Source organism: Sphaerisporangium sp. NPDC004334, assembly GCF_053602655.1.
Window position 1 is genome coordinate 460,273 of sequence record NZ_JBSGDZ010000001.1, and the last position, 22,725, is coordinate 482,997.

At 71.2% G+C, this 22,725-nt stretch carries 20 protein-coding genes; 15 read left to right on the forward strand and 5 right to left on the reverse strand.

Annotated elements, in window-relative coordinates:
• Window positions 1-42: 42 nt before the first annotated feature.
• From ACWEN6_RS01855 to ACWEN6_RS01865, 3 genes are read left to right on the forward strand one after another with little or no spacing between them, the layout of a single operon-like run.
• On the forward strand, window positions 43-471 hold the full coding sequence (locus ACWEN6_RS01855; RefSeq protein WP_354851767.1) for an acyl-CoA thioesterase: 429 nt from the start codon (window positions 43-45) through the stop codon (window positions 469-471).
• 33 nt (window positions 472-504) lie between these two features.
• Complete coding sequence (locus tag ACWEN6_RS01860) at window positions 505-1,044, forward strand: flavin reductase family protein (RefSeq protein WP_354851765.1); 540 nt, start codon at window positions 505-507, stop codon at window positions 1,042-1,044.
• Window positions 1,041-2,447 (forward strand): cytochrome P450, encoded by a 1,407-nt coding sequence (locus ACWEN6_RS01865; protein WP_354851764.1) that lies wholly within the window; start codon window positions 1,041-1,043, stop codon window positions 2,445-2,447. Before ACWEN6_RS01860 ends, ACWEN6_RS01865 begins: the two co-directional genes overlap by 4 nt.
• Before the next feature lie 88 nt (window positions 2,448-2,535).
• On the opposite strand, the gene ACWEN6_RS01870 is transcribed toward ACWEN6_RS01865, so the two are convergent.
• Window positions 2,536-3,264: a helix-turn-helix transcriptional regulator gene (locus ACWEN6_RS01870; RefSeq protein WP_452568487.1), complete on the reverse strand. Its 729-nt coding sequence runs from the start codon at window positions 3,262-3,264 to the stop codon at window positions 2,536-2,538.
• A 412-nt stretch (window positions 3,265-3,676) separates the two neighbouring features.
• On the opposite strand from ACWEN6_RS01870, the gene ACWEN6_RS01875 reads away from it, so the two are divergent.
• From ACWEN6_RS01875 to ACWEN6_RS01905, 7 genes are all read left to right on the forward strand, one after another.
• Window positions 3,677-4,246 (forward strand): DUF5987 family protein, encoded by a 570-nt coding sequence (locus ACWEN6_RS01875; protein ID WP_452568488.1) that lies wholly within the window; start codon window positions 3,677-3,679, stop codon window positions 4,244-4,246.
• On the forward strand, window positions 4,243-5,898 hold the full coding sequence (locus tag ACWEN6_RS01880) for a GMC family oxidoreductase N-terminal domain-containing protein (RefSeq protein ID WP_452568489.1): 1,656 nt from the start codon (window positions 4,243-4,245) through the stop codon (window positions 5,896-5,898). The genes ACWEN6_RS01875 and ACWEN6_RS01880 overlap by 4 nt, the downstream gene beginning before the upstream one ends.
• Before the next feature lie 34 nt (window positions 5,899-5,932).
• On the forward strand, window positions 5,933-7,015 hold the full coding sequence (locus ACWEN6_RS01885; RefSeq protein ID WP_452568490.1) for a carboxymuconolactone decarboxylase family protein: 1,083 nt from the start codon (window positions 5,933-5,935) through the stop codon (window positions 7,013-7,015).
• 94 nt (window positions 7,016-7,109) lie between these two features.
• Complete coding sequence (locus ACWEN6_RS01890; protein WP_452568491.1) at window positions 7,110-7,913, forward strand: TIGR03084 family metal-binding protein; 804 nt, start codon at window positions 7,110-7,112, stop codon at window positions 7,911-7,913.
• Window positions 7,914-8,274: 361 nt separating this feature from the next.
• Window positions 8,275-9,300: a prephenate dehydrogenase gene (locus ACWEN6_RS01895; RefSeq protein ID WP_452568492.1), complete on the forward strand. Its 1,026-nt coding sequence runs from the start codon at window positions 8,275-8,277 to the stop codon at window positions 9,298-9,300.
• A 628-nt stretch (window positions 9,301-9,928) separates the two neighbouring features.
• Window positions 9,929-11,599, forward strand: a complete 1,671-nt coding sequence (locus ACWEN6_RS01900; protein ID WP_452568493.1) for an MFS transporter — start codon at window positions 9,929-9,931, stop codon at window positions 11,597-11,599.
• 234 nt (window positions 11,600-11,833) lie between these two features.
• The gene (locus ACWEN6_RS01905) at window positions 11,834-12,163 is read left to right on the forward strand and encodes a YciI family protein (protein ID WP_380842640.1); all 330 of its coding nucleotides are present in this window, start codon (window positions 11,834-11,836) and stop codon (window positions 12,161-12,163) included.
• 218 nt (window positions 12,164-12,381) lie between these two features.
• On the opposite strand, the gene ACWEN6_RS01910 is transcribed toward ACWEN6_RS01905, so the two are convergent.
• The 3 genes from ACWEN6_RS01910 to ACWEN6_RS01920 form a co-directional block, all read right to left on the reverse strand.
• Window positions 12,382-12,708, reverse strand: a complete 327-nt coding sequence (locus ACWEN6_RS01910) for a hypothetical protein (protein ID WP_452568494.1) — start codon at window positions 12,706-12,708, stop codon at window positions 12,382-12,384.
• Window positions 12,709-12,725: 17 nt separating this feature from the next.
• On the reverse strand, window positions 12,726-13,190 hold the full coding sequence (locus tag ACWEN6_RS01915; RefSeq protein WP_452568495.1) for a hypothetical protein: 465 nt from the start codon (window positions 13,188-13,190) through the stop codon (window positions 12,726-12,728).
• A gap of 231 nt (window positions 13,191-13,421) precedes the next feature.
• Window positions 13,422-14,672, reverse strand: a complete 1,251-nt coding sequence (locus ACWEN6_RS01920) for an acyltransferase family protein (RefSeq protein ID WP_452568496.1) — start codon at window positions 14,670-14,672, stop codon at window positions 13,422-13,424.
• A 319-nt stretch (window positions 14,673-14,991) separates the two neighbouring features.
• On the opposite strand from ACWEN6_RS01920, the gene ACWEN6_RS01925 reads away from it, so the two are divergent.
• Together ACWEN6_RS01925 and ACWEN6_RS01930 are read left to right on the forward strand one after the other, a co-directional pair.
• Complete coding sequence (locus tag ACWEN6_RS01925) at window positions 14,992-16,068, forward strand: DUF2855 family protein (protein WP_354927827.1); 1,077 nt, start codon at window positions 14,992-14,994, stop codon at window positions 16,066-16,068.
• A gap of 117 nt (window positions 16,069-16,185) precedes the next feature.
• Window positions 16,186-16,905 carry a DUF2306 domain-containing protein gene (locus ACWEN6_RS01930; protein ID WP_354851740.1) on the forward strand — a complete coding sequence of 240 codons (720 nt, stop codon included), beginning with the start codon at window positions 16,186-16,188 and terminating at the stop codon, window positions 16,903-16,905.
• A 253-nt stretch (window positions 16,906-17,158) separates the two neighbouring features.
• Here the strand turns inward: ACWEN6_RS01930 and ACWEN6_RS01935 are convergent, their stop codons facing one another.
• Entirely contained in the window at window positions 17,159-18,505 is a 1,347-nt protein-coding gene (locus ACWEN6_RS01935) for an extracellular solute-binding protein (protein ID WP_452568497.1), read from the reverse strand.
• Between the two features lie 593 nt (window positions 18,506-19,098).
• On the opposite strand from ACWEN6_RS01935, the gene ACWEN6_RS01940 reads away from it, so the two are divergent.
• The 3 genes from ACWEN6_RS01940 to ACWEN6_RS01950 all read left to right on the forward strand — a co-directional run bounded on the left by ACWEN6_RS01940 (window position 19,099) and on the right by ACWEN6_RS01950 (window position 22,712).
• Window positions 19,099-20,688: a BBE domain-containing protein gene (locus tag ACWEN6_RS01940; RefSeq protein WP_452568498.1), complete on the forward strand. Its 1,590-nt coding sequence runs from the start codon at window positions 19,099-19,101 to the stop codon at window positions 20,686-20,688.
• 148 nt (window positions 20,689-20,836) lie between these two features.
• Window positions 20,837-22,084 carry a cytochrome P450 family protein gene (locus ACWEN6_RS01945; protein WP_452568499.1) on the forward strand — a complete coding sequence of 416 codons (1,248 nt, stop codon included), beginning with the start codon at window positions 20,837-20,839 and terminating at the stop codon, window positions 22,082-22,084.
• A gap of 118 nt (window positions 22,085-22,202) precedes the next feature.
• Entirely contained in the window at window positions 22,203-22,712 is a 510-nt protein-coding gene (locus tag ACWEN6_RS01950; protein ID WP_354851733.1) for an SRPBCC family protein, read from the forward strand.
• The last annotated feature ends 13 nt before the right edge of the window (window positions 22,713-22,725 follow it).

Here is a 22,725-nt window from a genome sequence, read left to right on the forward strand (position 1 = left end):
ACCGGGCGGCCCGGTCCCACACGGAAGGGCGGTCCTAGCCCGATGGGCAAGTACTACGAATACCTGCACACGGTCGGCTTCGAAGAGACCAACATCGTGGGGAACGTCTACTACGTCAACTACCTGCGCTGGCAGGGACGCTGCCGGGAGATGTTCCTCAAGGAGCGGGCGCCGGAGGTGCTCGCCGACCTCCAGGACGACCTGAAGCTGTTCACGCTGAAGGTCGACTGCGAGTTCTTCGCCGAGATCACGGCCTTCAGCGAGCTGTCCATCAGGATGCGGCTGCAGGAGCTGGCCCAGACCCAGGTCGAGTTCAGCTTCGACTACGTCCGGCTCGACCCCGACGGATCCGAGGTGCTGATCGCCCGGGGCCGCCAGCGGATCGCCTGCATGCGCGGGCCCAACACCCGCACGGTCCCGTCCAGGGTCCCCGACGCCTTGGCACGGGCGCTCGAACCGTATGCCTCATAGGCGCGGCCCCCGACAGTCAGCCAGGAGGACAGCGTGAACGTCGAACAATCCACGCGGACCCGCCCGGTGGCGGACGCGAAGTCGCTGCGGCGCGCGTTCGGGACGTTCGCCACCGGCGTCACCGTGGTGACGACGGGCGGCGCCGTCCCGCACGCCATGACCGCCAACTCCTTCACCTCGGTCTCGCTCGACCCGCCCCTGTTGCTGGTCTGCGTCGACCGGGGCGCGATGATGCACCAGTGCCTCACCGACACCGGCCACTTCGGGGTGTCGGTGCTGGCCGCGCACCAGGAGCCCGAGGCGATGCACTTCGCCAACCGCTGGCGTCCCCTGGGCGCGGCCCAGTTCGAGAAGGTCGACTGGGTCCCCGGCGAGGAGACCGGCGCGCCGCTGCTCACCGGCACCCTCGCCAGCTTCGAGTGCGAGGTGTGGCGCACCTACGACGGCGGCGACCACACCATCTTCATCGGCAGGGTCATCACCCTGCTGCAGCCGACCGACCGGGACGGCCTGCTCTTCTTCAAGGGCAAGGTGCGCCAGATGAGCCCCGACTGGAGCGAGGTGCCGCAGTGACCCTCACCGGACCCAAGGCCGGACCGGCGCGCGAGGGCGGCGAGGCGTCCGGGCGGGCGCCGTCCGCCCGCCGGGTGCCTCCGGGCCCCCCGCTGTGGGCGGGGCCGGGGCTGTTCAAGAAGCTCGCCGGCGACCGGCTCGCGCTGATGAACCTGGCCGCCACCTACGGGGACGCGGCCCGGCTGCGCATCGGGCCGAAGACTCTGTACTTCTTCAACCATCCCGACCACGCCAAGCATGTGCTGGCCGACAACAGCGGCAATTACCACAAGGGCGTGGGACTGGTCCAGGCGCGGCGCGCCATCGGCGACGGCCTGCTGACCAGCGAGGGCGAGCTGTGGCGCAAACAGCGCCGCATGATCCAGCCGGTGTTCCAGAACAAGCGGATCTCCCGGATGGACCAGGTCATCGCCGCGGAGGCGGCCGGGCTGGTGGAGCGACTGCGCTCGCACACCGGCGGCGATCCGGTCGACGTCGTGCAGGAGATGACCTGGCTCAGCCTCGGTGTGCTCGGGCGCACCCTGCTCGACGCCGACCTCGGCGCGTTCAGCTCGATCGGCCACTCCTTCGAGGCCGTCCAGGACCAGGCGATGTTCGAGCTCATCACGCTGAGCAAGGTGCCGATGTGGGTGCCGCTGCCCAAGCAGCTGCGCTTCCGCCGCGCCCGCGCCGAGCTGCAGCGCATCGTCGACCACCTGGTCGCCGACCGGCTGGCCCGCCCCGAGGGCCTCGGCGACGACGTCGTCTCCCGCCTGATCGGCTCCACCCGGCAGGAGGCCGACCCGCGCGTCGGCAGGCAGCGCATGCGCGACGAGCTGGTCACCCTGCTGCTCGCCGGGCACGAGACCACGGCCAGCACGCTGGCCTGGACCTTCCACCTCATCGACCGGCACCCCGAGGTCCGTGAGCGGCTGCGCGCCGAGGCGGTCGAGGTGCTCGGCGACCGGCTGCCGGTCTTCGAGGACCTGACCCGGCTGCGGTACACCGCGATGGTGGTCGAGGAGGTCATGCGACTCTACCCGCCGGTGTGGATGCTGCCCCGGGAGGCGCAGGGCGACGACGAGGTCGGCGGCTACCACGTGCCGGCCGGGTCCGACGTGCTGATCAGCCCGTACACGCTGCACCGGCATCCGGCGTTCTGGGACCGGCCCGACCGGTTCGACCCCGAGCGGTTCGACCCGGACCGGCCGGTGAACCGGCCGCGGTACGCCTACATCCCCTTCGGCGCCGGTCCGCGGTTCTGCGTCGGCAACCACCTGGGGATGATGGAGGCCACGTTCGTCATCGCCATGGTCGCCCGCGACCTGCGGCTCACCCAGCTCCCCGGGCACGAGGTGGTCGCCGAGCCCATGCTGTCCCTGCGGGTGCGGGGCGGCCTGCCGATGACCGTCCACCCCGCCTGACGGAGAACGCACGAAAGCGGGCGCCCCCTTGGAGGGGGCGCCCGCCTTTCTCTGGCTCTCGGTCACCGGATCTCGGTGGATCAGTGGATCAGTGGATCAGCTGGGGGACGTGCACCGGCAGCAGGTCGCGCAGGGCGAGCAGCACGGGCGGGTCCAGGGGGCGCATCGGGCGCAGCGACAGGTCGGCGACCTTGGTGTGGGTTCCGGGGCGGACGGTGATCGGGCCGTGGCGGCCGATGCAGACGGCGGGATCCCCGCCGGGGGCGAGGTCCAGGGCGTCCTCGTGGCCCGGCGCGATGGCCTGGGCCATCACGTGCCACTCGCCCTGCGGGACGTCCTCCAGCACGTACGGGCCCGGCCGGCGCAGGACCGTGAAGCGGACGGGCCGGCCTTCGAGGATGCGGTCGGGGAACAGCCCGGCGAAGATCGGCTGGTCCTCCAGCGGGGAGAAGATGTCCCCTCTGATCGTCGTGGTCACCTGCTCGGTCACCGGCGGCTCCTCCAGGCCGTCGAACGGCGTGTCGTGCGCGGCGATCTTGAGCTGGCGGTACTTGGTCGGGGAGACCCCGACGCTGCTGGTGAACCGGGAGCTGAAGGTCCCCACACTGGAGTACCCCACCCGGTGGCTGATGTCGGTGACGGTCAACGAGGTGGACGCCAGCAGTCGCTTGGCCTCCTGCAGTCGCACCGCGGACAGGAAACGGCCGGGCGACAATCCGGTGACCCGCTGGAACACGCGGGAGAAATGAAACTTGCTGAACATCGCCGTGCGTGCCATGTCGTTGATGGTCAGTTGCTCGCCAAGGTTTTCGTGCATGCTCCTGACGACACGAAGGACGGCTTGTTCGATTGCGCTATCCATTGCTCCTCCCGTGCATTGGAGGTGTTGCCGGAATAGACCCCGAATCGCCACGGGAGAACTCGTCCTCGAGAGTCTCCGTCATCTGCTCACACCTCACTGCAGTGAATGGACCCCACCCGGTCACCGTGTGAATTTCCGGGAAAGACGACGCTCGACGACGATGCATCGACGGCACTCGGCCATGTCATCAGAATTGGCGTCCGTAACCTTCTGCGACAACCCCTAAGCCCCCCCTGCCTGCAGATATCCACTTTCCGAGGCCCCTGCGGGGAGGAAATGTGAAAGCAACTCAGAAGATGCGACGGGGACGGGAGTGCCTGAACGTTGAACTGGTCAGCCGTCGCCGGGACCGACGAAGGGAACCCGTATGCCGTCGCCAACCCCCGAGGGGAAAGACGCCAGGACGATGACGCTCGAAGCGTTCGCGGACACGATCGTCCCCGGCGAGAAGCGCTCGCCGGACGACCGGGCCATCGCCGGAGCCGCCAAGGGCGGCGGAGCGGTGCAGGCCGGCGCCATCGAACTGCTGGAGTGGGACGCGACCGGTCTGTCCGAGAGCCTGGACGGCTTCTCCTCCGCCCTCGACGCCCACGCCGGCGCCTACGCCGCCGAGCACGGCCTCACCTTGGACGAGTCCGTCCCGCCGTTCGTCGCGCTGCCCTTCGAGCACCGCACCGCCCTGGTGCAGGAGCTGACGCGGCCGGGCCACCCCGAGAAGGCCCTGTGGGTCAGCCTGGCCCTGTTCAGCAACATGGCCTTCGACTCGGCGGCGCACATGCACACCGCCGACGCGCTCGCCCAGGGGCACCCCGGCCTGATCGCGCTGGGCATCGAGAAGCCCGGCCCCGACGGCCTGTGGCGGTTCGACGAGTACACCTACGGCCGGCCGCTGGCCCGCCTGCACCCGGCCACGACCCCCTCAGGGAGCCCCGCATGAGCAGCACCGAACGCACCGACGTCCTCGTGGTCGGCAGCGGCTTCGGCGGCGCGATCGCGGCCTACCACCTCGCCGCGGGCGGCGCCAAGGTCGTCGTGCTCGAACGGGGGCCGTGGCTCACCGGCAAGGACTTCGACCAGGACTTCAAGCTCGGCTCGTCCTACACCCGGGCCTTCGACTTCGTCGTCGGCGACGGCATGAGCATCCTCGGCGGCAACTGCGTGGGCGGCGGCAGCGTCGTGTACTTCGCCGCGATGCCCCGCGCGCCGCGTTTCGTGTTCGAGCGCCATGGCAGCATCGGCCGGCGCATGTGGCCGGCGGCCATCAGCCGCGACACCCTGGAGCCGTGGTACGACCGGGTGGCGGAGTCCATCCCGATCTACCAGCAGGGGTGGAACGACGTCTCCTACGCGGGCGGCCTGTGGGCGGCGGCGTGCGACCACGCCGGCCGCACGGCCAACCCGGTGCCGGTCGCCGTCGACCCGACCCAGTGCGTGAACTGCAACTGGATGATGGCCGGGTGCCGCTTCGACGCCAAGAAGTCGCTGCTGTTCACCTACCTGCCCGCCGCGCTGTCGCACGGCGCCGAGATCCGCCCGCTGCACGAGGTGCAGCACATCTCCCGCACCGACGACGGCGGCTACCGCGTGCACTACCAGGTCGTCGACGACGAGGACTACCGGCTCACCACGGGCGAGGGCACGATCGACGCCAAGATCATCGTCCTGGCGGCCGGGGCCGGCGCCACCCCCGTCATCCTCCAGCGCAGCGAGCCCCACCTCGGCGCGATGCCGCACGGGGTCGGCCGGTACTTCTCCGGCAACGGCGAGCGGCTCAACACCGCGATACTCAACGAGGACAAGGTGCGCGACGTCCTCGGCCTCGAGCGCGGCAACGGCCTGGCCTACGAGGCCAACCAGATCGGCAGAGGGCCGGTCGTCGCCAACTGGGACCGCCTGGACGGCTCGCTGCCCGAGTTCGAGCGCTTCTCGCTGGAGCAGCTGTACTTCCCGCCGGGCCTTGGCACCATCCTCGCCCAGGTCCCCGGCGCCGAGGGCGTGAGCTGGTTCGGCGTGGACAAGAAGGAAGTGCTCAAGCGCTGGCGCTCCTGGCTGATCATCTTCCAGATGATCGAGGACAACAACGAGGGCGTCTTCGGCCCGCCGCCGGCCCGCGGCAACGCCGACCGGCTGTCGCAGCAGATGCTCGGTGTCGGCCGCCTGCGCTACGACCCGACCCCGCAGACGCTGCGCGCCTGGGCCCTGGCCGACGCCGAGTGCAAGGACATCCTCGAGCGGGACGGGCTGGCCGAGGTCGCCGCGTGGACCAACGACGTGGTCGGCGCCTACACCGTCCACCCGCTGTCGTCCTGCCGCATCGGCGACGACCCGGCGACCTCCGCGCTGGACGACCGCCACGAGGTGCGCGGACACCCCGGCATCTTCGTCACCGACGGCTCGGCCGTTCCCGGAGCGCTCACCGTCAACCCGGCGATGACCATCTCCGCCCTGGCCGAGCGGGCCATCCCCGGCATCGTCGCCGCCGCCCGCGAGCGCGGCGTCGAGGTCACCTACGGCGCCCCGGCCCCCAACGGCGGCGTCGCCGCCCGCAAGGCCGCCGCCCCGCTCGTCCCCGAACTGATGCGCAGGTGAACGGGCGGGTCCCGGCGGGCGGAGAGAGGGAGCGATGGGCAAGCTGCTGACCCGGGTGACGCTGCCCGGGGTGCTGGCGCAGATCCGGCACGTCACGCCGGTGCACCCGGACGCGGCCGAGGGCCTGACCGCCCGCGTGTACGCGCAGGCCGGGCGGGACTTCGGCATGCTGGCCCCGCCGATCGTCCTGCACTCGCCCGCCCCCGAGCCGCTCGCCGCCGCCTGGGGGATCCTGCGCGAGTCCCTCCTGGCCGCCGGGACCGTGGAACGGTCGGTCAAGGAGGCGGTCGCCACCGCGGTGTCGGCCGCCAACGCCTGCCCCTACTGCGTCGACGTGCACCGCGCCACCATGGACGGCCTGGTGGCGGGCGGGCCGGCGCGCGAGATCGCCGACGCCCGCGCCGAGGCGATCGCCGACCCGGCTCTGCGCCGGGTGGCCGCGTGGGCGCTCGCCGGCGGCACCCGCGCCGGGGCCGCCCGGCACGCCCCGCCCGAGCCGCCGGAGCGGACCCGCGAGCTGGCCGCGGTCGCGGTGACCTTCCAGTACCTCAACCGCATGGTCAACGTCTTCCTCGGCGAGTCCCTGCTGCCGCCGCAGGTGCCCCGCAGGGCGCGCGGCCCGTTGATGAGGATGTTCGGCCTGGTCATGCGCCCGGCCGCCCGCAGGGCCGCCGCGCCGGGCGCGTCGCTGGTGCTGCTGCCTCCCGCGCCGCTGCCCGCCGACCTGGCGTGGGCGGAGGGCACTGCGTTCATCGCCGGCGCGTTCGCGCGGGCCGCCGCCGCGATGGACCGTGCGGGCCGCCACTCGGTGCCCGAGCCGGTCCGCGAGCTGGTGACCGCCGAGCTTTCGGCCTGGGACGGCGAGCCGCCCGGGCCGAGCCGCGCCTGGGCGGGCGCCGCCGTGTCCGCCCTGCCGCCCGGCCTGCGCCCGGCCGGCCGGCTCGCGCTGCTGACCGCCAAGGCGTCCTACCAGATCGACCCCTCGGTCGTCGCCGACTTCCGCGCCGAGACGCCCGGCGACCGCGCCCTGGTCGAGCTGACGTCCTGGGCGAGCTTCGCCGCGGCCCGCCGCGTCGGCGCCTGGCTCCGCACCACGACGCCGTCCCCTTCGCCGTGACCGGTGATCCGGATTGACCGACGTCCGGTGACCAGTGTTCCGCCGTGACCGACGACCACCGCCAGTGACCAGTGACCAGTGAGAGGAGAGACACGTGTCCGAACTGGATGCCGTGCTCGCAGACCTGACCGCGGAAGGTGAGCAACTCGACGACCTGGTCGCCGGCCTCACCCCCGACCAGTGGCGGCTGCCCACCCCCGCCGAAGGATGGACGGTGGCCGACCAGATCGCCCACCTGGCGTTCATCTTCCGCATCGCCGGCACCGCGGCCGCCGACCCCGAGAAGTTCAAGGCCATCGCCGCGGGCGCCGAGCACGACTTCAACGGCGCGGTGAACGCCGCGCTGGCCGACTACGCCGGCGACACCCCCGAGGTGCTGCTGGCCCGCTGGCGCGCGGAACGCGCGTTCGTCGTCGAGGCGCTCGCGGGCGTCCCCGCCGGCCAGGTGGTGCCGTGGCTGGTCAACCCGCTGCCGCCGATCATCCTGACCTGCGCGGGCATCATGGAGCAGTTCGCCCACGGACAGGACATCGCCGACGCCGTCGGGGCGACCCTGGAGCGCACCGACCGCATCAAGCACCTGGTGGTCTTCGCGATCCTCACCAAGGACTTCGGCTACCAGGCGCGCGGGCTCACCCCGCCGCCGGTGGAGTTCCGCTGGGAGCTCACCGCCCCGTCCGGCGAGCTGTGGGCCTTCGGCCCCGAGAACGCCGAGCAGCGCATCACCGGCCCGGCCGTGGACTTCTGCCTGCTGGCCACCCGGCGCCGCCACCGCGACGACCTCGCCGTCACCGCCGTCGGCCCCGACGCCGACCACTGGCTGGACATCGCCCAGTGCTACCGCGGCCCCGCGGGCGCCGGCCGCACCCCCGGCCAATTCGCCCCCGCCGCCGTGTAGCGCTCACGGGACCACAGGGGACCTCACCGGGACGACGCCGGTGAGGTCTTTCCCATGTCCGTTTCTCCGAGCACCTGGCATTCCTCTCGCCTTCCCTCTCTCCGTGGCGCGCCTTCGGCCGTTATGGGGGCGTTGTGCGGGTCTTGCTTTTCCGCCGGGCGCGGGAGGCGTTTCGGTGTGGAGGTCCAGTGGGACGGTGACAGGAAATGGATCGCGGTCGGCAACTTGCTGCCTTCCTTCTCCGCCTTCTCCGGCGCCCTGATGGCGCACAGTTGGTGATGCGGGACGGTTCTCCGGAAATCCCGCCCGGCCGATCATCCGAAGCGGCGAGAAGACGAACAGGGAAAAGGGGAGCGACGTCATGGTGATCACCACGATCGCGGGCGCCACGCCATCGCACGTCAAGGCGGCCGGCACACCGGGCTCGCCCGCGGTCCGCCGCGTCACGGTCATCGGCACCGGCGTGATCGGCACCTCGGTCGCGCTCGCCCTGCGCGGCGCCGGCGTGCAGGTGGCGCTGTCGGACCGGGACGCCGCCTCGCTGGCCCAGGCGGTGCGCATGGGCGCGGGCGCGCCGCTTCGGCCGGGCGCCCCGCCCGCCGACGTCGTGGTCATCGCCACTCCGCCGTCCACCGTGGTCCCCGTCCTGCGCGACGCGCAGGCCCGTGGCCTCGGCGCCGCCTACACCGACGTGGCCAGCGCCAAGGGCCGCATCGCCGCCGAGGCGGAGCCCGCCGGTTGCGACCTGGCGAGCTTCGTCCCGGGACACCCGATGGCGGGCCGCGAGCTGTCGGGCCCCGCCGCCGCCCGCGCGGAGCTGTTCGCCGGCCGCCCGTGGGCCCTGTGCCCGCACGCCGGTACCTCGCCGGAGGCGGTGGCGCTGGTCGCCCGCCTGGTGGCGATCTGCGGCGCTGAGGCCCAGGTGGTCGCCCCCGGCGCCCACGACCGGGTGGTGGCCGCCGTCTCGCACGCGCCGCACGTGGTCTCGGCCGCGCTCGCCGCCCACTTCGCCGCCGCGGACGACACGACGTTGTCGCTGGCCGGGGCGGGGCTCGGGGACACCACCCGCATCGCCGGCGGCGCCCCGTCCCTGTGGTGCGACATCCTGCTGCAGAACGCCGAGCCGGTCGCCGCCGTGCTGGAGGAGATGGCGCTCGAGCTGGCCGCGGCGGCGGGCGCCCTGCGCGCCGGCGGCGCCACCGCGTCCGGCGTGCTGGCCGATCTGCTCGTCCGGGGCAACCTCGGGCGCGAACGCATCGTCGAGGCGGCTTCGTCGAGCCGTGCGCGGGCCGCGGCCTCCGCTCACGAGCCCGCCGCCCAGGCCGCCCCCGCGGTGCCCCTGCGGGCCGCCCGGCCCGCCGCCCCCGCGCCGTTGCGGGCCGCGTGAACGGCGCGTTTCCGATGACGTTTCCGATGACAGAGCATTCTGGAAGAAGTGCCGCCCGGTGAGCGAGGAGACAATGCTGGGGGAGAGCATGGGCGGATGGCCGTGGCCCGGCCACCGCCGGCGGAAAGGAGCGTGCCGACCAGCATGACAAGACGGCTTGACTTGGAGTTACCGAGGAGGTCTCGCCTTATGGCGTCCACCGGTGGCCAAGTTTGGAGTGAATCGCGTCGGCTGGTGTCGGTGTGTCCTTTCCTAGCGCGCTCTGACCGGTTTGTTAAGCCGGCAGGGCGGTCCGGTGATTTCCTCGCTTTCTCTCTTCTCAGGCGGGGTGTGCGGGAATGCCGCTCGGTGTCCCGCCGCGTCCTCTGGTGGCGTTCCCTGGGCGCTCCGTTCGTCCGGGTCCCTCCCACCCCGCAGGCGCCGCCCGCGTGATCACCCGATCTCGGATCCCTGGGGAAGGGGGCGCCGCTGCTGGAAGTCCATGGCCGGTACGCCTCGTCCTCCGGGACGGTCCCGTCCCCCGGGAGCAGGAAGACCGGTCCGATAGCGAGCACAGCCCTGTAAAGCGCAGCACCCGGCTCAAGCGGCCACGCCGCTGGTGTGCGGCCGACGAAGAGAGGACAAGATAGTGACCGACGAAGTGCGGCTGAAGGCCGGACGACGGGAGTGGGTGGGCCTGGCGGTGCTGGCCCTGCCCGCCATCCTCGTCGCCCTGGACATTTTCGTGGTGCTCCTGGCGCTGCCCGAGGTGAGCGCGAAGCTCGGCGCCAACAGCACCCAGCAGCTCTGGATCGTGGACATCTACGGGTTCATGGTCGCGGGCTTCCTCATCACCGCGGGCAACCTCGGCGACCGCATCGGCCGCCGCAAGCTGCTCCTCATCGGCGCGGCGGCGTTCGGCCTGGCCTCCATCGTGGCCGCCTACTCCACCAGCGCCATCACGCTCATCATCGCGCGGGCCGTGCTCGGCATCGCCGGCGCCACCCTCGGCCCGTCCACGCTCTCGCTGATCAGCAACATGTTCCGCGACGACAAGCAGCGCGCGACCGCGATCGGCGTGTGGGCCGGGTCCTTCTCCATCGGCGCGATCATCGGCCCGGTCGTCGGCGGCGTGCTGCTGGAGCACTTCTGGTGGGGCTCGGTCTTCCTGCTGGGCGTGCCGCCGATGGTGCTGCTGCTCATCGCCGGCCCGATCCTGCTGCCCGAGTACCGCAACCCCGGCGCAGGAAAGATCGACTTCACCAGCGTGGCGCTGTCCCTCGCGGCGGTCCTGCCGGTCATCTACGGCATCAAGGAGCTCGCCCGCACCGGCTGGAACACCATCCCGCTCGTCGCCCTGGTGTTCGGCCTGGTCATGGCGGTGGTGTTCCTGCGCCGTCAGCGTGCGCTCAGCGACCCGCTGCTCGACCTGCGGCTGTTCACCAACAAGATGTTCAACACCGAGCTGGGCAGCATGCTGCTCTACAGCGCGCTCACCGGCACCACGATGCTGTTCATCGCCCAGTACTTCCAGACCGTGGCGGGCATGACGCCCCTGCAGGCCGGCCTCGGCCTGCTCCCCGGCCTGCTGCTCGGCATCGTCAGCGTCACCGTGGGCCCGCAGCTCGGTGGCCGCTTCAAGCCCGCCCACCTCATCGCGGGCGGCCTGGTCATCGTGGTGGCCGGCCTGACGATCCTCAGCTTCTCCACCTCGGCGGCCGGCATGATCATCGGCTACGCCGTCTGGTGCCTCGGCGGCGGCCCGCTGCTCACCCTGGGCATGGGGCTGGTCGTCGGGTCCGTCCCGCCGGAGAAGGCCGGTTCGGCCTCGTCGCTGGCGCAGATCTCCAACGAGTTCGGCTACGCGCTCGGCATCGCCACGGTCGGCACCATCGGCACCCTGGTGTACCGCACGCAGGTCGCCGACGCCATCCCCGCCGGCGTCCCCGCCGCCGCGGCCGGAGCGGCGCGCGAGAGCGTCTCCGGGGCCGCGGCCGCGGCCGGCGGCCTGCCGGGGCAGGTCGCCGAGACGCTGCTCGCGCCCGCCCGCGAGGCCTTCACCAGCGGGCTGCACGTGGTGGCCGCCATCAGCGCCCTGGTCGTCCTCGGCGTCGCCATCCTCAACGCGGTCGTGCTGAAGGACCTGCCCGCCTTCGGGCAGCCTCCGGCCGGTCAGGACGGCGGCGAGGCCGGCGGCCCGTCACAGGCGGCCGGCGAGGCCCAGCCCGGCGGCGCGTCCGACGACGCGTCCGGCGGCGAGGCGCACGCGAGTGCGCGGGCGTCGCGCGACGAGGTCGCCGTGGCCGGACACGAGTCCTAGCGCTCGCGCCGGGAGCCTGGCGGAGCGGCAGCCCGCGAGGCTCCCGGCGACACCGGGACGCGCCGCGCGCCCCACGGGCGCGCGCCACGCCGTCTCGATCCCGTCCTGCGATCTGCCGAACCGGTCGATCGCCGGACGCCGAAAGACTCGGACCGTACCATCGACCAATAAGTGATCACCATGCGGTGGTAGCCGGTTCGTTGTAGATGAAACGACAACGAGAGGAAGCCTGAGATGGCTCAGTTCGCAGTTCTGCTTTACGCGCCCACCCCCGCCGACTGGTCGGAGGCCCCGCAGGAGGAGCTGGAGGCGCACGGCGCCTACGCCGGCAAGATCGAGGAGCTCGGCGCGAGCATCGTCGCCGGGTACGCCCTCCAGCCCAGCACCACCGCCAAGGCCGTCCGCAGCGACGGCGTCACCGACGGCGCCTTCATCGACGCCAAGGAGGTGCTCGGCGGTTTCACCGTGATCGAGGCCCGTGACATCGACCACGCGGTCGAGATCGCCAAGCTCAGCCCCGGCACCTGGCGCGGCGGCATCGAGGTCCGCCCCCTGTTCGGCTGACTTCACCACCCCGCCGCGCCCCACGCGCGGAAGGCCCCCGAAGAACGCGAATCGCCGCGGCGCCCCCAAGGACGCCGCGGCGATTCGTCGTCCCCGACCACCCGGCGTGGTCGTGCATCCGAATCAGCGTCAAGGCCTCGCCGAAGATCGCGTCCGGCTTGCCGATCCGCAGGGCGTGCCCCGGCCCCCGCCCAGTGACAGCGTGCGCGGCGGTTGCGTCAGTGCCGTCTTCTATCGGTCGGCTTCGGATGTCCGGTGCCGGCACGTGTGATCCACGGTGTGCGCTGCGCATCGTCGATGGCGTACCAGATCCGCCCACCCGCGGTGGCTTCGTACTGCCACTGCTCCAGCGCCTCGCCTCCCACCTTGACGGTACCCAGAGCGCCTTTCGGGGGATGCTGGCGGCTGTCGACGTGGCGGGGATCGCTGGTTATGGCCACCCACGCCCGGTCGAAATTCTCCAGCGCTTGGCGGAGGAGGTGCTGCCACCCTTCAGCCGCCTTGCGGTCGGCGAAGCGCATCACCCAGGGTTTGGGGCGGAGCACCTCGTCTCCTCGGCCGGTCATCGGGAAGGAGCGGCCGGGCGGGTGGCCTCACCGCCGTCGCCGGGGAAGGGGCCTTGAAGATGGTGGGCGACTTCCGGATCACTCCAGGCGATGGCGGTGGATCGCCAGGAGGTGAGTGCGCGGCTGAAAGGAACGAGCTCGCCCGTGTCCGCTCCGGCGACCAGGTGGCCGAGCAGTTCTGCCACGCAGACATGCCGCTCGGTGTCGGGCAGCCAGGTCGTCCACGGCAGTTCCTCGGTGAGCACCTCTTCGGCGAGGTCGTTGTTACGGCGGGCGAGGATCGCAAGGGCACGAGCCGCGATGCGCAGCGTGGAAGCCCCCGCCTCGAATCGTTCGGCGCGCATGAGGATGAGGTTCTCGTCGTCTCGACGCTCCAGGATGACGTCGGCGTCATCAAGAGACGGAAGGACCTGCGACGGCCCACGCAGGAAGGCGCTGTACGGGAAGCTTTTCGTCGCCATGACTCGCATGGTATCTGAACTACTTCAGACTACGTCGTCGCGCGATCGGAACGCCGATCTGGTACTCCAAGAAGATGGCGGGCCCAGGCTGTGTGCGGTGGGCACTCACAAGGTGACGACGCCCTCCTCGGGTGGCTCGTGGAAACCGAGCCGGTGGAGGAGGGCGTCGTCGTGAGGGTGCGGGTGGCGCCGGCCGCGCGGTGACGGGCCGCCGGTGTCCGCGAGGGGTGGTCAGGCGTCGGGCGAGGAGGAGGCGCCCGCGCCGGTGAGGGCGGGGGGCTCGGGGGTGGCGGCCGGCGCGGTCGCGGGGGTGGCGGCCGTGACGTGGCGGGTGCGGGAGCGGGAGGTGGCGAAGCGGCGCATGATCGGCGTCTCCACGAGGTGGAACATCGCCGCCGCGATCGCCAGCGAGATCACGAACAGCAGCGCGACGATGCCGAGCCCCACCGGCGTGCTGTAGCTCTTGCCGCCGGTCAGCCACATCGTGCCGAAGATCACCACGAGCAGGTGGCACATGTAGAAGGCGAAGGACACCTCGCCGGCCCACACCATGACCCGGCTGCGCAGCCAGCTCGGCCGGCGGTTGACATCCGAGATGGCCCCGTTGGCGATGAGGAGCGCGAGCGGGATCACCGTGGCCGCCGCCTGCGGGTAGGTCAGCGGCAGGTGCGGGCCGACGAAGTAGGCGAAGACGGTCAGCGCGACCGAGCCGCCGACGCCGAGCGGCACCCGCCGGCCGGTGATGACGATGCGGGCCATGACGATGCCCAGGACGAACTCCAGCAGCCGCACCGGCGGGAACTTGGAGGTGAACCAGAACTCCAGGTGCGCCGACTGCGTCCAGGGCTGGTACATCCCGCCGGCGCCCGGCAGCAGGGTGGCGACGAGGGGAACCAGGAAGATGACCGCGACGATGCCGGCCGCCCACGCCCACAGCCGCTCGGGCCGGATGCGGACGATGTAGCGGATCAAGAACGGGAACAGGAAGTAGAACAGCGCCTCATTGGACAGCGACCAGGACACCGAGTTGTAGGCGGTCCAGATGTCCAATGGCGCGAACCACGACTGCAGCAGGGTGACGTTGAGCACGGTGGCCAAGGGGCTGAACGTCATCTTCATCACCGTGCCGAACAAGATGGCCGCGGCGACGAAGGTCAGCAGGTGGTTCGGCCAGATCTTGAAGACGCGCCGCCGCCAGAACTTCGCGGTCGTGTCGCCGGGGCGCATCGACCAGGTGAGGACGAAACCGCTCAGCAGGAAGAAGAAGCTGACGCTCGCCCAGTTGCCCTCCCAGAAATACGACGCGAGGTTGCCGGGCACGGGCATCATGTGCCAGTCCTTGGCGGCGAAGATGGTCGTGCAGAGGACGTGGAAGGCGAAGGGGAACAGACAGGCCACGAACCGCATTCCGGTGAGCGAGGGAAGCTGCGGTTGAATGACCGGGGTGCGGGCCTCGCCCTGCTTCAACGTTGAATCAACCATGGGACGTGCCTTTCGACGTTCGGGCTCACTGGGACTCGATCGACCGGTAGCGCCGAGCGGCCTCACCACGGTCAGGCGGCCACCATCCACGAGCCGGTAGCAATAGCGTGGCGTCCTGCGGTCCCGCCCACATATTCCGTATTGCGCAGTTGCCCGCCCGCGCGCGGCGGAAAAGGGAGGCCGCAATCCAGAAGATGCGCCGTGTGAAGCCCGCGGAGAACGATGTGGCGGTGTGGGCCGCGTGCCCATCCCGCGGTGTCCCGGTGCCCCGGTCCATCGGCGACCGCCGGCCCGCGCGCGACGAAAGAAGGAGATGGCTGTGTCTCACCCCGACAGATGGGATCTGGTCTACAAACGCGACGATCTGACGGTGAGCGAGATCCGGGACGCGTCCTCTCCTGGCCTCGAGCCGGGCCAGGTCCGGCTCGCGCTGGAGAATTTCGGCCTGACGGCCAACAACGCCACCTACGCGCGCTTCGGTGAATCCGACATCCCCTTCTTCGACGCCTTCCCCGGCCCGGAGGGATACGGCCGCGTGCCCGTCTGGGGACACGCCAGGGTCGAGGAGTCCCGCCACCCGGAGATCGCCGTCGGCACCCGCTACTACGGCTACCTGCCGATGTCCACCCACCACGTGGTGGCCCCGCAGGTCACCCCGCGCGGCTTCGCCGACCTGACGCCGCAGCGGCACTTCCTGCACCCCTGGTACTGGCACTTCGAGCTGGCCGCGGAGCCCGACGCGCTGGACGAGCGGCGCACGCTCATCCACCCGGTCTACCCGGCGGCCTACAACCTGGCCGACATGCTCCAGCGCCAGGCCGGGGCGGGCGTCGGCACCGTCGTGCTGACCAGCGCCTCCAGCAAGGTGGCCGTCGGCCTGGTCGAGGAGGCCGCCGCGCGCGGCCTCGGCCTGACGACGGTCGGCTTCACCTCGGCGCGCAACGCCGCGTTCGTCGGCGGCCTCGGCCTGTACGACACGGTCGCCTCCTACGAGGACCTGTCGTCGGTGTCCATCGACGGCCCGGCCGTGTTCGTCGACCTCACCGGCGAGGCCACCTGGCGGCTCGCGGTCGCCGACCGGTTCGCCGACAAACTGGTCAACACCACGCTCATCGGCTTCACCCACCCCGGCGCGCAGGTGCCCCCGCCGGCCGGCCTGCGCGGCCCCGCGGCCGAGGTGTTCTTCACCCCGGCGGTGGAGTGGGCGGTCGCCGAGGCCGAGGGCCCGGAGAACTACTACGCCCGCTACGCCGCCTCCGAGGAGCGCTTCCTCACCAGCACGGCGTCGTGGCTGACCATCGAGCACGCCCAGGGACCCGAGGCGATCGTCGAGGTCTTCGGCGACGTGCTCGCCGGCAAGCAGCCGCCGGACCTCGGCTACGTCCTTCGCCCCTAGGGCGCGCCCCGCGCCGGCGGGACCGCGGAGAAACCCACCGCGGCGCCGGCGCGGCCACATCGGGGGGAGAACCTCAGCGGCTCGATGCCGGGCCTCGTCAGCAGGAGGAATACAACCGTGACACTGGATACCGACAAGGCCGGCGTCCCCACGGGGCTGGCCGACCCGCCGCCCCGCCCGCAGGCCCCGGCCGCCGCTTCCCGCACGCCCACGTCGTGGTGGCGCCGGCCCTGGATCGCTCCCCTGCTGGCCGTCGTCGTGACCTACCTGGTCTACCAGATCTCGCCGTACGTGCCCGAGAGCAAGGCGCCGACGCCGCCGCACGACGGCTTCCCCGCCTACTACCCGCTGCTCGTGGTGCACATGATCTGCGGCACCGTGGCCATCCTGACCGCGTGCTTCCAGGTGTGGCCGTGGCTGCGCAAGAAGCACCCGGCGGTCCACCGCGCGAGCGGCCGCCTGTACCTGGCGGGCGCGGTCATCGGCGGCATCGTCGGCCTGATCCTGGTGCCCTTCGCGCCGCCGGTCGGGCAGATCGGCGTCGCCGCCGCGACCAGCCTGTGGATCATCTTCACCGTGACGGCGGTGATCTGGGCGCGCAAGGGCCGCATCGACCTGCACCGCCGGTTCATGCTCTACAGCTTCGCGATCATCATGAACAACATCTGGGGCGTGCTGATCGTCAACGTCCTGATGCGGCTTCCGTTCGAGGTCGGGTTCACCTACATGCTGGAGGCGGCGCGCTGGACCGGTTGGGTGTTCAACCTGATCCTGGTGCAGATGTGGCTGTACCACACCGAGGGCCGCAAGATCGGCGTCCCGGCCGGGCGCTCCTAGTACGAGGCCTGACCCGCGATCGTCGTCCGCCGAATGGCCGGCAGGGAACCCTCCTGCCGGCCATTCCGCACGTCCGGCACCCATGAGGTGAAACGCCTCTGAACCGGACGCCCTGAACCGGACGCCCCTGCATCGACGACCTGAGCCGGAACGCCTTCGCGCTCGCACGCCCCGGACGCCGAACGGCCGGCGGTCCTCGTCGGACCGCCGGCCGTCTCACCGCGGGAGGGGCGGATGGAGCGAAGGGGGGATCTCAGCTGTCGATGAGCGTGCAGTGCGCCGGCCGCGGTCCGTTCACCAGGCAGCGCCGGCCGTACTCCGCCAGCAGTTCCTCGGCCTCCTTGGCCGCCTGGGTGAAGCGCTCGACCGGGTCCGCGCCGAGCGCCATGATGTCCTCCAGGGCGTACATCATGGCGTGCTGGATCTGCGCGAAGTGCCCCACGATCGGCGTCTCCGCGCCCGGCACCCCCGTCGTCGAGTTCAGCTGCTCGGTGGTCACCCGGTGGTAGGGGTGCTCGTCGTACCAGCCCTCGGCCTCCAGCAGCGCGGCCGCGGCGTTGGTGACCGGCGCCGAGCCGTACACCTTGTGCCACTCGGCGGCGTTGCGCGGGTTGTTGAGGTACTGCATGAAGGCCAGCGCGCCGTCCCGGGTCTCCTCGTCGAGGCCGTCGCGCAGCCAGATGCCGTCGCCGCCGATCCAGTTGCCGGCGAAGGGGTAGTCGGCGTTGTACGGCGTCGGGGTGACCGCGACCTCGAATCCGTGCTCCTGGCCGGCCTTGACCATGTACGGGGCCTCGAAGGAGGAGCTGAACCGGAAGACGACCCGCTGCTCCCTGAACGCCTGCGCGCACCCGGCCCAGTCCTCGAGCTTGCCGCTGTGCAGGAAGTGGCCGTCCCGGTGCAGGCGCGACCACCACAGCACGAAGGCCATCATCTGCGGCGACAGCAGGTCGACGGACGTGGCCCGCCCGTCGCGGCCGTTGTTGGCGTCGGTCAGCAGGCCGCCCTGGTGGGCGAGCATCTGCTGGAAGAACTTGCCGTCGTTGGCCCAGCTGATCCGGTGCGGAGGGGCGTCGTCCATCCGGGCGATCGCCGCGCAGGCCGCCTCGACCTCCTGGAAGGTGCGCGGCACCTCCTGGATCCCGGCGGCGCGCAGCAGAGTGAGATTGGTGTACATGTGCATCGTCGACAGGGTCACCGGCATCGCCGCGAAGGTTCCGTCGATGGTGTAGAAGTTCCGGCCGGCGATGACCATGTCGTCCAGCACGACGGGCTGGCCGAGGATCTCCGTGCGCCCGGCGATCGCCTTCTCCACCGAGGTGAACAGCGGCCTGCCGTCCTTCGTCAGGGTGTCGCGGGCGAGCTGGGTGGCGCCGCTGTAATAGGAGGCGATGGTCGGCGGGCGGCCCTCCTGCGCGGCCTGGGCGACGTCCGCGGCCAGGTTCTGGAAGTAGGAGCTGCCCACGTTGATCTGATAACGCGGGTAGAGCTCTTCGAACTCCCGTGCCCGCTGTTTGATCGGCTCCAGGAAGTTCGGGAAGGTGTATCCGGAGAACCAGGCGTCGATGACGATTTTCCCGGAGCGGTCCGCCTCACTCACGTGCTCGTCCTTTCGTCGGATTAACGGCGGTGAGAACCCGCGCAGCCTGAACGGCCCGGCCGCCTTCCAAACGGCGGCAGGGTCGTGCGAAGGGTCGGGACGGCCTTTTCCGTCAAACGCGGCGCGTCGGCGTCCAAACCCCCATGCTGCCCCCACCCCCAGACCTCCGCATCTCGCCCCTTGCGCTTTCTGTGTTCATCGGCCTCGCTCCGCTCGGCGGGCTTGGGGCGCCTTTGAGGCGGCGCCGTTCGTCGTCGTTCACGAGCGCTCGTTCCTCGCACTCGCTCTCTCCTCCTCACAACACCGCCGCGCCCCAAGCCGGTTTTGGGGCCGATCCGTTCCGAAGCGCTCGGGGGTGATACTTCGGCCGAGCCGTTTTTCGGGCATTCGGGGAGTGGAGAGCCCGGATGACGACGAAGAGCGCCGCCTCAAGGGCGCCCCGAGCCGCCGAGTGGAGCGAGGCGAGAACAACACAGCACATCCAAAGATGCATGGGCATTCTCGCGGATAGCAGGCTGGGGGAAGCCGAGCCGACCATGACTCGGCCGGGCGATGGCGTCGATGCCGCCCGGCCGCCACTGGAGGAACGAACAATGACCGACCTGCAGAGTCACGGCCATCCCAACGGGGCCGTCACCGCCGTCTCCTCCGAGGCGTTCACGGCCGGCGGACAGCACCAGACCGTTCTCGGCGCGTCCACCATCACCCGGGACGACCCCCGCTACGACAGCATGCTGCGCGGCACCAACCACCGGTTCGTCGGCAGCCCCGACTACGTGCGTGTGGTGACGACGACCGAGCAGGTGGTGCAGGCGGTGGACGAGGCGGTCGCCTCGGGCAGGCGCATCGCGGTCCGCAGCGGCGGGCACGGCCTGGAGAACTTCGTCGCCGACCCCGAGGTCAAGGTTCTGCTGGACATCTCGGAGATGACGGCCGTCTACTACGACAGCGGCCGCCGTGCCTTCGCCATCGAGTCCGGCGCGACCCTGGGGCACGTCTTCCGCGTCCTGTTCAAGGGGTGGGGCGTCACGATCCCGGCCGGGATGTGCCCCGAGGTGGGCGTCGGCGGGCACTTCGCGGGCGGCGGCTTCGGCCCGTTGTCGCGCAGCCTCGGCGCGGTGGTCGACTACCTGTACGCCGTGGAGGTCGTGGTGGTGGGCGAGGACGGCCGGGCCCGGGCCGTCATCGCCACCCGCGAGCCCGGTGATCCGCACCGCGACCTGTGGTGGGCGCACACCGGCGGTGGCGGCGGCAACTTCGGCGTGGTGACCCGTTACTGGATGCGCAGCCCGGACGCCGTCTCCTCCGATCCGGCCGAACTGCTGCCGAAGGCGCCGGCGGCGACCCGCAGCGGCGTGGCCATCTGGTCGTGGGAGGGGATGTCGGAGGAGGGCTTCACCACGCTGCTGCGCAACTTCGGCACCTGGATGGAGAACAACAGTGCCGCCGGCACGCCTGAGGCGAAGCTGTTCCCGTACTTCCACGGCACGCACAAGGACACCCCGCCCGGCCTGATGGTCGGCGCGCTCATCGACGAAGGCGTGCCCGACGCCGAGGCGCTGATGACGGCCTTCCTGGACGAGGTGGCGGCCGGGGTCGGCGTGGAGCCGGCGATGCGGTTCCAGGAGGTCCAGCCCTGGCTGTACGCGGCGTCCTACCCCGGTTACGGCGACCCGGGCAACCCGGGCGTGCGCCGGTTCAAGATCAAGGCGGCGTACCTGCGCAAGGGGTACAGCGATGCGCAGATCGCCGCCGTCCACAAGCACTTCACCGGCGAGGTGTACAACCCGGCGCAGGTGCTGCTGGTCGGTTACGGCGGCCAGGTGAACACCGTCGCCCCCGACGCCACGGCGACCGCGCAGCGCGACTCCATCCTCAAGGCGGCCTATCTCGGCGCCTGGGCGAGCGAGGCGGACGACGACACGAACGTGGGCCTGATCAGGGACCTGTTCCGCGACATCTACGCCCACAGCGGCGGCGTGCCGGGGCCGGACGAGCTGAGCGACGGCGCCTACATCAACTATCCCGACGCCGATCTGGCGGACCCGGAGCTGAACACCTCCGGCGTCCCCTGGCACACCTTGTACTACAAGGACAACTACCCCCGTCTCCAGCAGGTCAAGAAGCGCTACGACCCGCGGAACGTGTTCCGCCACGCGCTGTCCATCAGGCTCCCCGAATAGCCGTTCCCTCCCAGGCCGGGGCCCCGCGGCTCCCGGAAGGGCGCGACGGGCCGGCCGTCCCCGCGGCGGCCGGAAGCTCCCGCCCGTCCCGCCCACGGGTGCCCGCGCACCCTGATCAGCTCTTTCGAACCAGATCTTGGAGTCACTCATGGAGAGTCGCTGCCCCGTCGCCTTGGACATCACCGGCAAGGACATCCACGCCGAGGCCGAGCACCTGCGCTCGCTCGGCCCCGCGACGCTGATCGAGCTGCCGGGCGGTGTCACGGCGTGGGCGATCACCGACTACGAGACGCTGCGCAAGGTCCTGACCGACACGCGCGTCACCAAGAGCGCCCGCGCCCACTGGCCGGCCTTCACCAACGGCGAGATCCGGCCCGACTGGGAGCTGATCAGCTGGGTCGCGATGGACAACATCTCGACCTCGTGGGGCAGCGACCACAAGCGGCTGCGCCGCCTGGTCGGCAAGGCGTTCACCCCGCGCCGCATCGAGGCCGTCCGGCCGCTCATCGTGCAGCTGACCAACGAGATCCTCGACGCGCTGGCCGCCACGCCGCCGGGTGAGGTCGTCGATCTGCGCCAGCAGTTCGCCTACCCGCTGCCCGCCCGCCTGGTCGCCGACATCATCGGGATGGACGAGACCGCGCTGGCCAAGACCGCGCCGGTCATCAACATGATGGTGGACACCACGGTCAGCCCGGAGGTGGCGCACGGCATCCTCATGGGCTGGCGGGACGCGATGTCGGAGTTCATCGCCTCCAAGCGCGCCAACCCGGGCGAGGACATCACCAGCGACCTGATCGCCGCCCGGGACGACGAGGACGGCGGCAAGCTGACCGAGGGCGAGCTCACCGACACCATCTTCGCCATCCTGGGCGCCGGGTCGGAGACCACGATCAACTTCCTCAGCAACGCCGTCACCAACCTGCTCACCCACCCCGACCAGCTCGAACTGGTGAAGTCGGGGGAGAAGTCCTGGGACGACGTGATGGAGGAGGTGCTGCGGGCCGAGGCTCCGCTGGCCAGCCTGCCGCTGCGCTTCGCCGCCGCCGACGTCGACCTGGACGGCGTTCTGATCCGCAAGGGCGACCCGATCCTGGTCAACTACCTCGCCGCCGGCCGTGACCCCAAGCTGCACGGGGAGAGCGCCTGCGAGTTCGACATCACCCGCGCCGACAAGGAGCACATCTCCTTCGGCTACGGCCCGCACTACTGCCTGGGCGCCGGCATCGCGCGCCTGGTCGGCGCCATCGGCCTGTCCACGCTGTTCGAGCGCTTCCCCGACATCAACCTCGCCGTCCCGGCCGAGGAGCTGCAGCCGCTGCCCACGTTCATCATGAACGGCCACCGCAGCCTGCCGGTCCGCCTGCACGCCCGGGTGCCGGCCGAGGCGCACTGACCCGGCTCACCGCACTGACCGTACCGACCGCACGCCCGTGGCCGGCCTCCCGGCCGCGGGCTTCGGCCCCGCCCCCCGCGACAGGCCGCCCTCCGCACAGCGACAGGAAGGAAAGCACGTGACCGAGACCACGACCACCCCCACGCCGACTCTGCAGGAGGTGTCGATCACCCGCGTCTTCGACGCGCCGCGCGAGCTGGTGTTCGACGCGTGGACGGTCGCCGAGCACTTCACGCACTGGTGGGGTCCGGAGGGCACCACGGCCCCGCTGTCGGAGATCGCCATCGACGCGCGGCCGGGCGGCCACTGGAAGGCCCTCATCGTCATGGAGGCGACCGAGGAGACCGAGCGCGCCGAGCAGCCCTTCTTCGGGGTGTACCGCGACCTGGTGCGCCCGGAGAAGCTGTCGTTCACCCTCGGCGACCCGCTGGACCCGGAGTTCCTGGAGCGCAGCGCGCAGGGCGAGGGCGAGGAGCTGGTCAGCGTCACCTTCGCCGAGCGCGACGGCGGCACCGAGATGCGCTTCCTCCAGGTCGGCTACCTGCCGGCCGAGACGGTGCCGCTGGCCGTCGAGGGCTGGGGCAGCTTCTTCAACTGCCTGGACGCCTACCTCAAGACCAAGGTCTGACGGGGCGGAGGAC

Bases quoted from the DNA above. Each gene is read 5' to 3' on its own strand.
- ACWEN6_RS01885 (WP_452568490.1), top strand. From the start codon at position 5,933: ATGGGCAAGCTGCTGACCCGGGTGACGCTGCCCGGGGTGCTGGCGCAG.
- ACWEN6_RS01920 (WP_452568496.1), bottom strand. From the start codon at position 14,672: ATGGTTGATTCAACGTTGAAGCAGGGCGAGGCCCGCACCCCGGTCATT.
- ACWEN6_RS01855 (WP_354851767.1), top strand. From the start codon at position 43: ATGGGCAAGTACTACGAATACCTGCACACGGTCGGCTTCGAAGAGACC.
- ACWEN6_RS01915 (WP_452568495.1), bottom strand. From the start codon at position 13,190: ATGGCGACGAAAAGCTTCCCGTACAGCGCCTTCCTGCGTGGGCCGTCG.
- ACWEN6_RS01945 (WP_452568499.1), top strand. From the start codon at position 20,837: ATGGAGAGTCGCTGCCCCGTCGCCTTGGACATCACCGGCAAGGACATC.
- ACWEN6_RS01880 (WP_452568489.1), top strand. From the start codon at position 4,243: ATGAGCAGCACCGAACGCACCGACGTCCTCGTGGTCGGCAGCGGCTTC.
- ACWEN6_RS01875 (WP_452568488.1), top strand. From the start codon at position 3,677: ATGCCGTCGCCAACCCCCGAGGGGAAAGACGCCAGGACGATGACGCTC.
- ACWEN6_RS01905 (WP_380842640.1), top strand. From the start codon at position 11,834: ATGGCTCAGTTCGCAGTTCTGCTTTACGCGCCCACCCCCGCCGACTGG.
- ACWEN6_RS01940 (WP_452568498.1), top strand. From the start codon at position 19,099: ATGACCGACCTGCAGAGTCACGGCCATCCCAACGGGGCCGTCACCGCC.
- ACWEN6_RS01895 (WP_452568492.1), top strand. From the start codon at position 8,275: ATGGTGATCACCACGATCGCGGGCGCCACGCCATCGCACGTCAAGGCG.
- ACWEN6_RS01870 (WP_452568487.1), bottom strand. From the start codon at position 3,264: ATGCACGAAAACCTTGGCGAGCAACTGACCATCAACGACATGGCACGC.